The sequence below is a fragment of the Flavipsychrobacter stenotrophus genome, assembly GCF_002954265.1.
GTDB classification, from domain to species: Bacteria; Bacteroidota; Bacteroidia; order Chitinophagales; family Chitinophagaceae; genus Flavipsychrobacter; species Flavipsychrobacter stenotrophus.
Map to the genome: position 1 here is coordinate 450,671 of NZ_PPSL01000001.1, position 15,968 is coordinate 466,638.

General features: G+C 41.4%; 14 protein-coding genes. 10 read left to right on the forward strand and 4 right to left on the reverse strand.

Translation table 11 applies throughout. From position 1 onward, the window contains the following. The first annotated feature begins 226 nt into the window (after positions 1-226). Positions 227-2,209: a hypothetical protein gene (locus CJD36_RS02055; protein WP_133162452.1), complete on the forward strand. Its 1,983-nt coding sequence runs from the start codon at positions 227-229 to the stop codon at positions 2,207-2,209. Between the two features lie 78 nt (positions 2,210-2,287). Here CJD36_RS02055 and CJD36_RS02060 read toward each other — a convergent pair whose 3' ends face one another. The 3 genes from CJD36_RS02060 to CJD36_RS02070 all read right to left on the reverse strand — a co-directional run bounded on the left by CJD36_RS02060 (position 2,288) and on the right by CJD36_RS02070 (position 7,054). Further along, the gene (locus CJD36_RS02060; protein WP_105037438.1) at positions 2,288-2,701 is read right to left on the reverse strand and encodes a response regulator; all 414 of its coding nucleotides are present in this window, start codon (positions 2,699-2,701) and stop codon (positions 2,288-2,290) included. Further along, on the reverse strand, positions 2,698-4,893 hold the full coding sequence (locus CJD36_RS02065) for a PAS domain-containing sensor histidine kinase (RefSeq protein WP_161499177.1): 2,196 nt from the start codon (positions 4,891-4,893) through the stop codon (positions 2,698-2,700). The genes CJD36_RS02060 and CJD36_RS02065 overlap by 4 nt, the downstream gene beginning before the upstream one ends. A gap of 199 nt (positions 4,894-5,092) precedes the next feature. Next, positions 5,093-7,054: a tetratricopeptide repeat protein gene (locus CJD36_RS02070; protein ID WP_105037440.1), complete on the reverse strand. Its 1,962-nt coding sequence runs from the start codon at positions 7,052-7,054 to the stop codon at positions 5,093-5,095. A gap of 71 nt (positions 7,055-7,125) precedes the next feature. On the opposite strand from CJD36_RS02070, the gene CJD36_RS02075 reads away from it, so the two are divergent. The 8 genes from CJD36_RS02075 to CJD36_RS02110 all read left to right on the forward strand — a co-directional run bounded on the left by CJD36_RS02075 (position 7,126) and on the right by CJD36_RS02110 (position 12,596). Continuing rightward, complete coding sequence (locus tag CJD36_RS02075; RefSeq protein WP_105037441.1) at positions 7,126-7,599, forward strand: hypothetical protein; 474 nt, start codon at positions 7,126-7,128, stop codon at positions 7,597-7,599. A 110-nt stretch (positions 7,600-7,709) separates the two neighbouring features. After that, positions 7,710-8,489, forward strand: a complete 780-nt coding sequence (locus CJD36_RS02080; RefSeq protein ID WP_105037442.1) for a M90 family metallopeptidase — start codon at positions 7,710-7,712, stop codon at positions 8,487-8,489. Between the two features lie 199 nt (positions 8,490-8,688). Next, the gene (gene gap, locus CJD36_RS02085; RefSeq protein WP_105037443.1) at positions 8,689-9,699 is read left to right on the forward strand and encodes a type I glyceraldehyde-3-phosphate dehydrogenase; all 1,011 of its coding nucleotides are present in this window, start codon (positions 8,689-8,691) and stop codon (positions 9,697-9,699) included. Between the two features lie 118 nt (positions 9,700-9,817). Then, on the forward strand, positions 9,818-10,042 hold the full coding sequence (locus tag CJD36_RS02090) for a hypothetical protein (protein WP_105037444.1): 225 nt from the start codon (positions 9,818-9,820) through the stop codon (positions 10,040-10,042). After that, positions 10,039-10,440 (forward strand): PIN domain-containing protein, encoded by a 402-nt coding sequence (locus CJD36_RS02095; protein WP_105037445.1) that lies wholly within the window; start codon positions 10,039-10,041, stop codon positions 10,438-10,440. Before CJD36_RS02090 ends, CJD36_RS02095 begins: the two co-directional genes overlap by 4 nt. A gap of 31 nt (positions 10,441-10,471) precedes the next feature. Next, on the forward strand, positions 10,472-11,686 hold the full coding sequence (locus CJD36_RS02100) for a phosphoglycerate kinase (RefSeq protein ID WP_105038036.1): 1,215 nt from the start codon (positions 10,472-10,474) through the stop codon (positions 11,684-11,686). Between the two features lie 64 nt (positions 11,687-11,750). Continuing rightward, positions 11,751-12,029 (forward strand): 4Fe-4S dicluster domain-containing protein, encoded by a 279-nt coding sequence (locus tag CJD36_RS23610; protein WP_262497492.1) that lies wholly within the window; start codon positions 11,751-11,753, stop codon positions 12,027-12,029. Between the two features lie 216 nt (positions 12,030-12,245). Then, positions 12,246-12,596 carry a 4Fe-4S dicluster domain-containing protein gene (locus CJD36_RS02110; RefSeq protein WP_105037446.1) on the forward strand — a complete coding sequence of 117 codons (351 nt, stop codon included), beginning with the start codon at positions 12,246-12,248 and terminating at the stop codon, positions 12,594-12,596. Positions 12,597-12,958: 362 nt separating this feature from the next. Here the strand turns inward: CJD36_RS02110 and CJD36_RS02120 are convergent, their stop codons facing one another. Continuing rightward, positions 12,959-13,939 (reverse strand): DMT family transporter, encoded by a 981-nt coding sequence (locus CJD36_RS02120; RefSeq protein ID WP_105037448.1) that lies wholly within the window; start codon positions 13,937-13,939, stop codon positions 12,959-12,961. 317 nt (positions 13,940-14,256) lie between these two features. Here CJD36_RS02120 and CJD36_RS02125 point away from each other — a divergent pair, with 317 nt between their 5' ends. Further along, positions 14,257-15,672: a type III PLP-dependent enzyme domain-containing protein gene (locus tag CJD36_RS02125; RefSeq protein WP_105037449.1), complete on the forward strand. Its 1,416-nt coding sequence runs from the start codon at positions 14,257-14,259 to the stop codon at positions 15,670-15,672. Positions 15,673-15,968 lie beyond the last annotated feature (296 nt).

Sequence of the window (15,968 nt, forward strand, 5' to 3'; positions counted from 1 at the left end):
TCCCGGATGCTGTTTGCATCCGGGATTTTTTATTCGCAATATAGCGCTGTAGTTCACCGCAAATCCCAATATGAAAGTTTATTTACTCCCTTAATAATTGGCTGCAAATGCTATATGTACATTGCGTTATTTATATGATGATTACATCAGGGTTATCATGGAGTTTCTACAAATAAAGTGTACTTTTAACCGCCAACCTATAATATTTAATATGAATTTGAAAAACATGAACTTGATCCGGGCCATAATTATGCTCCTGGTGTTTTCGTGTCTTTTCAGCTGCTCTTCCCAGCCTCGTAATTTCGAGAATCCGAAATATACCGACCACATAATTGAAGTAGTAAATGGTGTTGAAGACTCCCTGCCCTATAAGGCTGCACTCTTATTTATTGATAGCTCAGTTGTTGGTAAAGAATTTTCGCCCGATGATCTGTATAGGTTGTATAAACTTAGATTTTACATTTTTCACAACAAGCTAAATAGCTACAAACCGGCTTTGCTTTATGCGGATAGCATGATGTGGGTGTGCTCAAATTACAAACTCAACGACGAAGGCGACAAGCAATTTTTCGCTTATAAGTTTTCAGCAGATGCCCAATACCGTCTGGAACAGTATAAGGCCGCATACGAGAATTACGAAAGTGCCAGACGTATTGCCGACACTGTACGATCTCCATATGTCAGATCCAGGTATTTTTTTAGTTTGGGTATGACATACTACAAAGAGGAAAAATTTCAGACATCTGCCAGGCTGTTTGCCCATGCATTTGAACAGCTATCATCAGCACATATTCCAGATACCCAATATCTTGATTATTACAAACAGGAGGTGCTGGCCAACAGTGGGCTTGCATATAATAAAGCTGGTAACAACGATAGTGCCATGTACTATTATACTCAGGCAGCTGCATTTATTACAAACAAGGAACCTTTATATCCCGGTAAAGCAAGGAGATGGGAGGAGGCCCTATCAGTAGTTTATGGCAACATGGCCGATTTGTATAAGCAACTCGGTAAGTGGGATTCGGCAGAGGTATATTTTGCAAAAAGTATTGCGGGTAATATACAGTCTGGCAGAAATTTTCAGGATAGGCTCTTTAATCAGTTCAAACTCGCTGACTTGTATATCGACGAAAAGAAATATCCGGCAGCATTGGCTTTACTTAACGAAATAGGTGCACCCGATAAATTGGACAGTATGGCCAGTTTACCCGATGATTGTCTGGAACTTGCATTTCGTAGTACTGCGGTCTTTTCTAAGTATTACAGTGCTATAAAAAATTATGAAAACGCATTCACCTATCTGCAACAATACCATATGGCACAAGACGTTAAGTGGGAAAGAATGCAAAAACGTAAAGTGCACAGTCTGGAAAGTGGTGTAGACAATGCCAGCCATGAAAAACAGATTTTAAGGCTTCAGACAGATAATAAAATAAGGAATCAGCGTATAGCTATCCTTGTACTGGCATTTGTGGTCAGCATTTGCTGTATACTTATTATATATTACTACATGAGGTTGCATAAGCTCAATTCTCAGAGGCTGAAAATTGAAAATGAACAGATCATATCTAAGAGTTCAATGATTCAGGAGGGCCTGAAGAAAAAGATAGACACAGACCGAGCCAACTATCTTGCCCTACTGGAAAACACCGAAGACTGCTTGTGGTCGTTAGATCCAGATCTCAACATCCTGGCCTATAATAAAGTCTATAAGGAATTCATTTTTGTTGTTTCCGGTAAGTACCCCGAAGTAGGAGAAAAGGATCTATTAAGAGACCTTGATGCAGAGTTTTACAAAAACATCTTAAAAGGCTATAAGGTCGCTTTGTCTGGTGCTCCTTTCAATAGTCTGGATAAAGGCTTGAATGCTAAAGGTGTCAATTATGACTTTGCCACCCGTTATGTTCCTGTCAAGAATGATTTTGGTGAGGTTGTAGGTATTACCTGCTCCAGAAAAGACATAACGGAGTATTTTACTTTGACCAATTCTTTGAAGAAGAATAATGAGCAATTCAGAAACATTGCTTGGATGCAGTCGCATTCATTGAGAGGGCCTTTAACTACTATTATGGGTATTGCCAATCTGCTGATGGAGGAAGAAGATAAGGCGGATTCAGTGAAGCATCACGACCTGATACGGGGTATGAAGGAAAAACTGGAAGAGATGGACAAGATCGTGAATGAGATTGTAAAGCTAACTTACTAAAGTTAAAGTGCCCGATTTGACAACCTTCTGAAAGTTATCAAATCAGGCACAAATATCATCACTTCACCTGTTGTCAATTTAATTGGTTCTTGCTGTTTTCTCTAGTATAGCAGTAATGGTATTAGCGCTTATCGGCTTCACTATATAGTCATGTATCTCTTTATGAGACCTCGCTTTGGCCATGTCATCGGTCGATATTGATGACATGGCAACATAGATAATACTGCCCAGGTTATTCCCGTCTGCCAGTTGTTTATACTCTTCTATAAATTCCCATCCGTCCATTACAGACATGTTAATATCTAAGAATATCAGTTCAGGCAACTCGCCATTTTGCGCTATCTGTATCTTTAATGCATCAATACCCAGTTTGCCGTTTTCATAGACCGATATCTTATCGCAGGCTTGTAGTTTGGTCAGGGTTTTGGTCAACAAAAATGTATATAGTTTGTCGTCGTCTATTACCCAGATGTTCTTTAATTTGGTGCTCATTTAAAGAATATTTTAAAGGTAGTTCCCCTACCCAGTTCACTTTCTACTTCTATTTTCCCACCCATATATTCCACCTGGTTCTTGCATATAAATAATCCAAGCCCACGTGCATCACTGTTCCCATTAAAGGTTTTATAGAATCCAAATAGTTTGTCGCCATTCTTCTCCAGGTCTATACCAATTCCATTATCTGCAATAATAAGAACAAATTGGCCATTATCTAGGTAAGAGTCAAGAGTTATTACCGGTCGTCGGTCGGGATGGCTGTATTTTATTGCATTCGACAAGAAGTTGAGCATAATACTCTCCAGAAATGCCGGATTAAAGTTCACCGATGTATCAATGAGCAATTTGTTGTCAATGATCACTTTTTTCTGAATGATCTGTTCCTTCAGTACGTCGGTAGCCTTACTGATAAACTCTATAAGGAAAAGTGGCCGGTAAATAAGATTTACGCTGTTATTTATAGACACTACATCATTAAGATTGTGAATGGTCTCGTCAAGCGAATTGGACACGTTTTTAAGGTGCTCCATCATTTCTACTTTCTCGTCTTCATTCTCTGCATCTTCAAGAAAGGTGAGTATCGATTTGATATTACTGGTGTGCGAGCGTAGGTTGTGAGAGATGATGTAAGAGAAATTGAGCAGTCGTTTATTTTGTTCATTGAGCAGGTTAAACGACTTGTTCAGTTCTAGCTCGCTTTTCTTGCGGGCTGTAATGTTCTCTATCTCCATTATTATACCCAACACCTCATTCTGCATACCCGATACCGGGTGGAAGGTGATATTGTACCACTGGTCATCATTACCGCTCGATTTTATATTTCTTTCATAGATCACTTTCTTGCCCTTCCTCACATTGTCCTGCACTTCAGCTATGTCAATACTACGGGCATCGTCTACAGTGCCTGTCATGTATTCATTTTCCTTAAGTGGTGGCTGATGCTTGCTGAGAATGTATGCCTGCGCGTGATTATTGAACGATACGATCTTGAAGGAATCGGTAAGTAACACATACCCAATGTCGGTATTGTCAAACACAGTGCGCAGATTAGCCTCTGATTTTTCAAGCTGATTCTTTGCAGAAATACTCTCCGAAATATCTTTCGCAATTGCATAGATCGCAACTACCACACCGTTGATAATGATAGGTAGGTTAGTTATGTTTATTTCTTTCCTGTTGCCTTTAGCCGTAATAAAACCGCAATCATAGCTTATCGATATCCCTTTTTGTGTTTTATTAAAGTTCTCCATTACCCTCGCTACCTCTTCCTCGGGGCAATACGGCGCAAAGCTGCTCCCCAGCATTTCGGGTACCGTAGACTCTGCCAGCAATGCCGCATTTTCATTCACACTTATGAACTTTTCATTCAGGTCAAGCGCAAAAACAGCATTGGGGTTTTGTTCGAATAGCGACTTGTAATATTGCTGGCTGATAAGGAGATCCTCGTATATACTTCTCTTCTCGGTTGTATCCTGAAATGTTCCGTACAGCCTCACTACTTTACCGTTGTGTGATTCGGTCTTTCCCTTTGTGCGTGTCCATATGATTTTTCCCGTGGCTGTCTTAGCCTGTAGCTCCAGGTCAAATCCTTTGCCCGTTGCCAGCGCTTCTCGTATAGCTTGTTTTACTGTTTCCCGGTCTGCGCCCTCTTTGTAAAAATCAAGTGCGGAATACATGCCTACAGGGTAGTCTTCTGGTAGATCTATTATTTGTTTAGTAACCGGGCTCCAGTAATTAGTGTTGTTAATGTAATCGGCTTCCCACCCACCTACGCGAGATACATTGCTGATCTCTTCATGCTGTCGCTCTGTCTTTTTTGTTGTGGTAATATCACTAATGGTAATAGATACTGCTGTAATATCTTCGTTCTTATAAATTGGCTGATAAGATACAGACCACCATTTGTCATTAACAGGGTTAAAAACGTTTATGTTTCTTTCTATGGGTTCACCGTTTAGCGTTTTGTGGAAATGAAGATCAAACGATGCAACAAGGGTGGGGCTTATAAAACTATAGATACTATCACCACTTTCTACCGATTTTCCCGAATCGCTTAATATGTATTTTGATGCATTTTTATTAAAAAAGATGATCCGTTTATCCTTGTCCAAAATGAAAACAACATCCGGTGAATTTTCAAAATAAGACCAGATCATATCATCTGCACCGCCAAACTCATTTGCCATATTATTATTGTTCATCTTTAGAGCAGCGATAAATAGTATTATAGAGTGTGAAGTAAGCTAAGTTATGACGAAAGTAATGAACTACAATTGATTATTTATCCTCTTTTCACATTAAATCAAAGATTTAATCGGCTATATGTTAATTACAATTGGACACAATTGGATATATAAAACATTAATGTTCAGATATTTGGAGCAATTATAGGTGTCCTGCTAGGTCTATCAGCATAGATTTTGCCTGTTCATTTGCAGGGTGTTTCTTCAGCAAGTGTCTCAGGCTCTTATCTGCTTCTTCATCGCGGTGGTTGGTGTGGTACCACACTGCCATGTTTATGAGGTTCTGCTCATAGTCAGGATCGGCCTGTTGCGCCTTCAGCAAGTAGCTGTAGGCCATGCTGTTATTGTTCTGTTGCATATAGATATAGCCCAGGTTAGTATTGGCACTTACATGGTTGGGGTTCTGGCCAACTATAAATGTAAACACTTTCAATGCCTCCGGCATATTCTTGTTGGCCAGCAGGCAAATACCCAGTTTGTTCTGGAAGTCGAGCGAAAACTGCCATATATCTGTAGCGCGCTTGTACCATGGTAGTGCCTTGTCCGGGTGGCCAGACAGGAAGTAGGCCTCGCCACTTCTATATGCCGACCATGCATCTTTTACATCAGCAGGCAGCAGCGGAGTGGTGTAGGCTATTACTTTATCAAAATCGCCCAAAAGAAAGTAGGCACGTATGTAGTCCCTGTTTTGCTTTTGTTTGGCTTCTACATCTTGCTGGCGGCTAAGGTATACCAATGCAGAATCAAGGAGCGGTTTAGAATGTGCGTAGCGTTCATAAAACTCCATAAATCCGCGTGCGGTAGTTATTGCGTCAGGATGGTCATTGTTAAAACACTTCATGCCCAGGAATGCCGTTATCTGTTTTTTCAGTGTATCTGATGAGGGCCGGCGGCGAATATAGTGGTCTGTAACTGCCACGTGCGGAATGTCTATGCTACTGTTGTGTGGCATGTGGCAGGTAACACAGTCATTATTTTTGGTTGATCTTATCTTTTCTGTTTCGCTGCATAGCTTCTGACCCGTTTTGCTGCCGTGGCAACTCTGGCAGGCAGTAATATACTGCTTGCGTGGAGTAAACTTCACACTTACATGCGGATTATGACAGTTGATGCAACTCATCTTGCCCGACTCTACAAAGCAGCGACTCTTCTTCATGCGCTCTACGTGCGATGCCATGATCATTTTATCCTGCGCACCTTCGTATTCGGGCATAAATACATTCATTACTTCCGAGAGTTTCATGCCCGGATGGAAGTCGAAAAAGGTCTTGCCATCGTTCAGTACAGATATGCCCTGTAGGTGGCAGCGCTGACATACATTATTTTGTAGCTCGGTGCTTAACCTCCGTGGATTGACAATAGAATAGTCTGGTCCCTTAGAAGTGTCTACCGGCTTGTTATTTTGTCTTTCGAAAACATGTATGCTTCCCGGCCCGTGGCAGCGCTCACAGTCTATACCGGTCTTCACTACATTGAACTTATTCTCACTGTTAGGTACGAAGTCCGGATAGCCGTTATGGCAGCTCATACACTCTATTTGTATTAGTCTGTTAAACCTGCTGCTGCCGCCTTTCTCAAATCCGGGTGCCAGATCCCATCTGTGTTTCTGCGTGTAGAAAGTTATGGGTGCCTGGTATAAATAGCCGTTCACGTCAAAGATGTGTGAGTTGGTATGCTGCCCCGATCCTACTACATAATCCACACGCTGTATACGTTTGTGCACTGTGTCTTTCCCTTCCAGCCTGAACTCCATAATAAAGAAAGAGTCCTTGTTCCAGTAAGGCTTGTAGTAAAAATCAAGGGCAGTATCGTAGACAAGTGCATGAGCAGGGGAGAAATCAGCAGCAGATTTTTCTTTGGTAGCCATCCCGAAAGATTGGCCCATACCTGTTTGGACAAAGGTATTGTACACTTCCTCATGACATCCCTTACAGGTTTGCATGCCCACATAGTTAGCGGAAGTATCGTACACATTACGCCATGGCGATGTTGGGTGTTCTTCCTCCGTAGACTCTGTTTTTGGTGAGCTGCAAAAGAAGGTAGGCAGTGTTACTAGTAACAAAGCAAGGGCTATCAATATACTGCGTAAAGCACGGGCTGACATGAATTGTCAAATTTAGGGATAATGTAGTTGTCTGGCTCATTGATTTGATAAATGTAATTATATTGCAAGCAATGAAAGGGAACAAGGGGTTGGATATTTGGAATGTAACGCGATATGCAATTATTAAAACTATCCTTGTTGCTACCTTCTGCTTGCAATTTCAACTGCAGGCGATCGGGCAAAACAAGCAATTACATCCGGATATTGTTTCTGTTATTTACCCTGATATTACGTCCCCAACTGCTACCAGCGTAGCCAACATCGTTATAGAGAAAGTTGAATTTGATCCACTCACTCATCTTTTCATTATAACCGGAAAGATCGGCGGGCTCGATGATAACCGCGATGACAGCGTATACATGAATATCGACCTGATGCGTGCAGGTAAGATATTTAAGAACTATTACCGATCTCAGAAAAATGGTTCGTTTGAACTTTCGTTACTTTCTACCGACAGATGTAAGTTATATGGGTTAGACGATCAGTATGCGTTTATTTGTATAAAACCGCCGGTTATTAAGCGTAAGAAAGATAGACACGGTTGAGGGACTGACTTCGGTTTATTGCGAATTCTCAACAGCCTTCATCCATTTTATAATACCGATATCTATAGGCATAATTTTTATTCAGGTGTTTAATTCTTAATTAGAGAGGTATGGACGTCTTAATGGTAATTGCAATTGTTTTTATAATGAGTACTGCAGGCTTTTTCTACTTTGCCGGCAGTAAGAATAGTAACAACCATATCATACCCGGTAACGTTGGGCAACTGCTAACAGATAATGTAGTGTTCTATAACAAACTTAACGATAATGATAAACAATTATTTGAAGCACGTGTCAGGCACTTTTTAGATACAGTCGCGGTAAGAGGGGTAGAGGTAAATGTGGAAGAACTTGATCGCGTATTAGTTGCAGCAGGAGCCATAATACCCATTTTCAATTTTCCGGACTGGAAATACAACAATATATCTGAAGTTCTACTCTACAAAGGCACTTTTAGCAGAGATTTCGATACCGATGGTGCCTCCCGCAATGTTTTAGGCATGGTTGGCGATGGTCCTATGCACCGCGAAATGATCCTCTCGCTACCGTCTGTGCGCTCTTCATTCCAAAATGCCCGTGATGGCCAGAATACGGTCATACATGAGTTCGTTCACCTGCTCGATAAAGCCGATGGTGCCACTGATGGCATATCTGAGTACTTATTGGTACAGCCTCAAATAATACCCTGGGTGAAAAGAATGCATGAAACAATTAACAGGATGCGCGTCTCTGGCAAATCTGATATTGATTTGTATGGTGCAACTGGTGATTCCGAGTTTTTTGCGGTGGTCGCAGAATATTTCTTCGAAAAACCAGATCAACTCAAACAAAAACACCCTGATCTATATGAACTGCTCGAAGAAATGTTTGTACCTGATCCTGTCAAATAATTAAAATACTTTTTGTAAACGGTTGTTACCCGGAAGACTGACAACTACGGACCAAACCTTTTTTCCTCATGTAGGTAATTAAAGAATAGCCAAAATTTGCTTTAAGACGTGGCTCAAATCCAAGTTCTTTGGATTTAATATATACACTATGTACCTTTGCACCACTTTTAAAAACGTTCTTCAACAAATATTATAAAAAATGAGTACAGTAAAAGTTGCCATCAACGGCTTTGGTCGCATCGGCCGTCTCGCTTTCCGCCAGATCTACAACATGGAAGGCATCGAAGTAGTAGCAATCAATGACTTGACTAAGCCAAACGTATTGGCGCACCTGTTGAAATATGATACTGCACAGGGTCGTTTTAATCAGGAAGTTACTTTTTCTGATAACTCAATCACTGTAAACGGCAAAAATATCACTATATACGCACAGAAGGATCCTGCACAGATTCCTTGGGGCGCTCATCAGGTAGATGTAGTTTTGGAGTGCACAGGTTTCTTCACAGACCGTGAAAAAGCTGAAGCGCACATCACTGCAGGTGCTAAGCGTGTAGTGATATCTGCACCTGCTACCGGCGAAATGAAGACTGTAGTATTCAATGTAAATCACGATATCCTTGACGGTAGCGAAACAGTAATCAGCTGCGCTTCTTGCACAACTAACTGCCTGGCTCCTATGGCTAAGGTGTTGAACGATTCTTATGGCATCGAAACTGGCCTTATGTTGACAGTTCATGCTTACACTAACGACCAAAACACTTTGGATGCACCGCATCCAAAGGGTGATCTTCGCCGTGCACGTGCTGCTGCTGAGAACATCGTTCCAAATTCTACAGGTGCCGCAAAGGCTATCGGTCTTGTATTGCCGGAGTTGAAGGGTAAACTGGATGGTTCTGCACAGCGCGTTCCTACAGTTACAGGTTCATTAACTGAACTGACTGTTATCCTGAAGAAGAAAACAACAACAGAAGAAATCAATGCTGCTATGAAGGCTGCCGCTAACGAAAGCTTCGGTTACAACGAAGACGAGATCGTAAGCAGCGATATCATCGGTACATCTTTCGGTTCATTGTTCGATGCTACACAGACTAAGGTAATGACTGTTGGTGACAACCAACTAGTTAAGACCGTTAGCTGGTACGATAACGAAATGAGCTATGTTAGCCAGCTTGTTCGTACTGTTAAGTACTTCGCAGGTTTGATCAAGTAATTTTGGTATAATCAACTATAACATTCATAAAACCCGCATTATTGTGCGGGTTTTATTATTATCCTAATTTGCAATTCATTATGCTGGTTTTTTTTATCTTTACAAAAAGGAAAATGTTATGGTGGGTCTGACTGTGAAAGACAATAAAGACGAGGTAATTTTTACTCTAGACAAGAAAAAGATTACTAACGACGTAATAATGGAAATGGTTAAGATAGCCAGATTGGATGCACTGGTCGAAAAGGCCGACTTCGATAGGTCAATTCTTAATTTGGGCGAAGAACTTAAGCAAATTTGGTGGGAAGAAAATAAAGATGACTTCCTTAAAGATGTTGTGAAATGATAGTAGTCGACTCCAACATTATATTCTCTGCCTTGCTAAATGCCGAATCAGTTTTTTTGTCTGCGATTTCAGATAGCAAATACAAATTCGTTTCCCCTTATTTTCTCTTTGTAGAAATATTTAAACATAAGGAGAAGATATTGAAATACACGAAAATATCGGAGTCTGAGCTACTTGTTACTTTAGATAGTCTGCTCTCTAATATTCAATTTGTCCCCGTAAATATCATTACATTGCCATCTCGTCAACGTGCTTATGATCTTTGTAAAGATATTGATGCAAATGATGCTCCTTTTGTTGCCCTAGCTCTGGAGTTTGACGGTTTATTATGGACAGGAGATAGAAAGCTTGTAAAAGGATTAAGAGAGAAAGGGTTTAATGATTTTTTCCAACCATAAATACGAAACAAAAACTAACAAACATATATCAATGTCAAACTTTTCCACACACAATTTCGCAAACCAGAAAGCGCTGATACGCGTAGATTTTAATGTACCTATTAAGAAGGGTGTTATCGGAGATGATACCCGTATGACATCTGCACTACCTACTATCAAGAAGGTATTGGCAGATGGTGGTGCTGTAGTATTGATGAGTCATTGGGGCCGCCCTATAAAGGATATGGAAAAGAAGCCTGAACTAACCAAGGCCGATTTTACCCTGAGACCAGTTGCGGAGCATCTCTCTAAGTTGTTAGGTATAGACGTTAAGTTTGCCGATGATTGCATCAGCGACGAAGCTGCAGATATGGCTAAGAACCTGAAGCCCGGCCAGGTATTGCTTTTAGAAAACCTCCGCTACTACAAACAGGAAGAAAAGGGCGACAAAGATTTTGCAGAAAAATTATCTAAGTATGGCGATGTTTATGTGAACGATGCCTTCGGTACCGCTCACCGTGCACATGCTTCTACAGCTATCATAGCGCAGTTCTTCCCTGGTGACAAGAAGATGTTCGGCCTGTTGATGGAAGGCGAGGTAGCAGCCGCTGAAAAAGTAATGCATGCTAATGAAAAGCCATTCGTAGCTATCGTAGGTGGTGCTAAGGTGTCTGATAAGATCATGATCATCGAGAATCTCCTGGAGAGAGCTACAGATATCATTATTGGTGGTGGTATGGCTTACACATTCTTCAAGGCAGAAGGTGGCCACATCGGCAATTCACTTTGCGAAGACGACCGTATGGATATGGCTTTAGATTTATTGAAGAAAGCAGAAGCTAAGGGCGTTTGCATACACCTTCCTGCTGACAGCATCATAGCCGACAGGTTCGCTGCCGATGCCAATACATCATCTGCATTAAGTAATGAAATCCCTGCCGGTTGGATGGGCCTCGACATCAGCGTTATGGCTTGCGAGCATTTCAAAAAAGTGATTGGTAATGCTAAGACCATTCTCTGGAATGGCCCTATGGGTGTATTTGAAATGGAGAAATTCCAGCACGGAACCAAGGCTATTGCTGAGGCAGTTGTCGCTGCTACTGCTAAGGGTGCCTTCTCATTAGTAGGTGGTGGCGACAGCGTTGCTGCGGTAAATAAGTTTGGCTTCGCTGATAAGGTAAGCTATGTATCTACAGGTGGTGGTGCTATGCTGGAGTACTTTGAAGGAAAGGAACTTCCGGGAATCGCAGCTATCAAGAATGCTTAAATTTAATTTTTAATACTCAAATGCGCTGTGAACATAGTTCACGGCGCATTTGTATCTTTATATCATGGCCATCACCATTACAGATCTGTGCATCAATTGTGACCTGTGCCGTCCCGAATGTCCTAACCAGGCCATATACGAGGGTGGGGCAGAGTGGTCTATGGCAGAGGGTACTGGCGTGATAGGTACATACACGCTTATGGATGGTGTGGTAACCAATGCAGTCGGCTTTCATTCTGCCCGGGCCGAAAGCGTATATTATATCGTTCCCGATAAGTGCACCGAATGTCAGGGCTTTCATGATGAACCTCAGTGCGCCGCCGTTTGCCCTGTAGATTGTTGAGTCCCCGATGAAATGTATATGGAGACTGTTGGAGATCTGCTGGCGAAGAAAGACAGGTTGCATATTATATAACTATAACAATTGGGGAGAAGGAATGTGTAATAATATTCTATGTTCTTTTATGGCGAAATTGTATTGTCATTTCAGGGTCTATTTGTAACTTTACTTGTATTATTAACAACAGATACACTATTCTAACTTAAAACAACTATAACAATGGCTATTAAAATAACTGATGAGTGCATTAATTGTGGAGCCTGCGAACCTGAATGTCCTAATAATGCAATATACGAGGGTGGAGTAGAATGGGCTATAGCCGACGGTACTGAAGTAAAAGGTACTTATACTCTTATGGATGGTACGGTAACTGATGCTCACGCTGCTCATGCACCGGTGGCTGTCGACACTTACTATATCACACCCAACAAGTGTACCGAGTGTCAGGGCTTTCACGACGAGCCGCAGTGTGCCGCCGTTTGCCCGGTAGATTGCTGCGTACCAGACGAAATGTACCGCGAAACAGTAGACGAACTACTGGCCAAAAAAGATAAAATGCACCTTAACTAAGGTCTGTATTTATAAATTATTTAAGGGAAGAACATTGATCGGATAGATTTGTTCTTCCCTTTTTTATGCCTGAGGCAACTTTCATTTCGGTAACTGCCGCTATTGACTCGATCACAGGAGCAAGCCCTGAAAGGGCGAAAGATAACAGCCGAGGGTGAAGCCCTCGGTAAACTTGCGCATAAAACTCAAAGCCCTGAAGCGGCGAAACAACTTTCTTGGGGTAACCCAGTAAAACATTTGCATCATATCATTGCCCCCTTAGGTAGCAAAAGGTTTATAGCAAGTAAAATCTTCTTTTAGTTCGCGAGCCGTAGATTCGCGTCCAATCGTAATTTTCATAAATAGCGGAACCGTTCTCAGCCCTAATCTATCCCTCCCTTCTCCTCAATAAACCCCGGAGATAATACCGGCTTCGGTTTCAACATTCGTAACACCTGCAAGACAACCGACAAGATAATAAGCGAAACCCCAATAAAGAACCCATTGCCCAGGTCTTTACTTTCATTGTATAATAAAAAAGCCAGTATCATACCATAAATGGGCTCCAGGTTTACAGATAGCGTAACGATGAATGATGATAGCTTTTTCAGCGCGGTCAGTGCCAGAGATTGTGCCCACACCGTACAGCACAGGCTCAAAACAATCAGCCACAACCAGTCATTTTTAGTCCAGTCCTCACTCAGCATATTCGTTGTTCGCGGAAAGAACTTGGTATCTGGCAGGTAGTAAAACACTAAGGGTAACAACAGCGTAATGAACATCCACCCTGTAGTCATCTCATAGAATACCATGGTCCTTGCAGGGTATTTACTGGCCACTTTCTTATTCAGCACCGTAAAAACAGAGCTAAGGATGGCAGCTACCACACCAAACAAAATACCTAATCCATAATTGGTAAATGCCTGCGTACCATTACTATTGGTGGTGTCGGCTGGTTGAAAATGGTAGATAATATATACACCAAGCAATGCCAGCAACCCTAACAATATTTCTTTGTAGTCGAATTTCCCCTTATTTACTAACGGGTCAAGCAAACAGGTAAACACACTGGCTGTGGATAAACAAACCAGAGCAATAGACGCATTAGTGAACTTAATAGCCCCATAAAACGCCACCCAATGCAGGCCCATCAGGCAGCCTACAGATATCAGCTGTATCATATCCCGCCTGCTTACAGGCGTCCACTGCTTGCGGTAGGTGAGTATTCCTGCCATTATTAGTGCAGTGAACAGCATTCGGTACCATACCAGCATTGGCGCATCAAGTGAAATTGCCCTGCCCAGTACACCTGTAAATCCCCATAGCAATACTGCCAGGTTCATTTGTATTAACGCTTTTTTCATCTTTTAAATCTGTGCAAACTTAGGCTAACCAAGGTAGATAAAGTAATGAACCTTATTATTTCAGTTGTCTGCGCTCTGCTTGCCATAAATGTAAGAACCCGCTTAACCCTTTTGCGCTCTCTTAAATAAACCTAATCTCTGCGTTCTTTGCGGCTGATCTTTGCGTCCTTTGCGTGAACCCCGCAGAAGCCAATCGAGCGTAACATTAATTTTATGTTGCCTTAAAATAAATTCTTTCAAGATTCTGGCAAATAGCTAATTTTGTTTAGATTCTTACTATTCCTAACAATATTAATCATTGCCATTTTTCGCGATAAATGAATAATACTTACAACGATCTCGTACACCAGACCTTCCACTTCCCACAAGAAGGATTTGATACCAACGACAAAAACACGCTCCTGTTTAACAATGTAGACATCAAGGCACTTATTGATAAATACGGAACGCCCTTCAAAATGACTTTCCTGCCCAAGATAGGTATGCAGGTGGCTAAGGCCAAGAAGATGTTTGGTGATGCTATTAAAAAGCATAAGTACGGTGGTGAGTATTTCTATTGTTATTGCACCAAAAGCTCGCACTTCTCGTTTATTGTTGAGGAGACGCTGAAGCACAATGTGCATCTGGAAACTTCATTTGCTTATGATATCGATATCATCAAGCAGTTGTATGCCAAAAAGAAGATCAACAAAGAGACGTTCATTATCTGCAATGGATTCAAGACCAGGGCCTATACCCGTAGTATTGCATCGCTTATCAACGACGGCTTTAAAAATGTTATTCCAATTCTTGATAATAAAAGCGAGTTTGAAGACTACAAAAAATCTATCCGTTCTAAAGAGCCGGTAAATATTGGCCTGAGAATAGCTACAGAAGAAGAGCCTACATTCGACTTTTATACTTCTCGTTTGGGTATTCGCAGCAGAGATATTCTCGAGTTCTATATCGATAAGATAAAGGACAACGAGAAGTTCCGTCTGAAGATGCTCCACTTCTTTATGAACAAGGGTATCAAAGATGATGTGTACTATTGGAGTGAGCTGAACAAGGTATTGAACCTGTATTGCCAGCTGAAGAAGATCTGCCCTGAATTGAAAGCCCTGAATATTGGCGGTGGTTTACCCATCAAGCACTCCCTCAATTTTGAGTACGACTACAATTACATGATCAATGAAATTGTACTCACCATAAAAAATGTTTGCAAGAAGAACAAGGTCGATGTTCCCGATATCTATACCGAGTTTGGTTCATTCACCATTGGCGAGACTGGGGCGGTAGTTTACAGCGTGCTCGACGAGAAGCAGCAGAACGACCGTGAGATCTGGTACATGATAGATAGTTCATTCATCACCACCTTGCCCGACACCTGGGGCATAGGGGAGAAGTTCCTCATGCTGCCCATAAACAAGTGGGAAAACGAGTACCAGGAGGTACATCTCGGAGGATTGACCTGCGATAGCCATGATTTCTATACATCAGAAGAACACATCAATGCCGTGTTCCTGCCCAAGATAGATAAAGAAAAGTCCAAAGAACCATTATATATCGGCTTCTTCCATACAGGTGCGTATCAGGATCAGCTGGCCGGCTATGGCGGTATCAAACACTGTATGATCCCATCGCCAAAGCATATTGTAGTAGAATACGACAAAGAAGGCAACCTCGAAGACTGGCTCTACGCCAAGGAACAGACCCCGCAGAGCATGCTGAAGATACTGGGGTATATAAAATAGATATAATGTAGATTTTGCACGTTACTGGCAATTTCATTGACTAAAGGTTTTTATGCTAAAAATGTATCGCTCTGAAAGTGCAAACACAATAACGTGGGGCGTTACCGATAAGTGTTCGAAACCTGGATTGAGAAAAATAACCATTTCGTTCATTATTGGGCCTTTTATCTATTTTGTATGACCTTTCAATCAAATTTTGATTGTTAATGTATCCATAAGTCAGTATTAAATAGATATTATAACAACTGAAATGCTTGTAAAAAATTGAAAGACAATACCTTATAAACTTAGTGAAC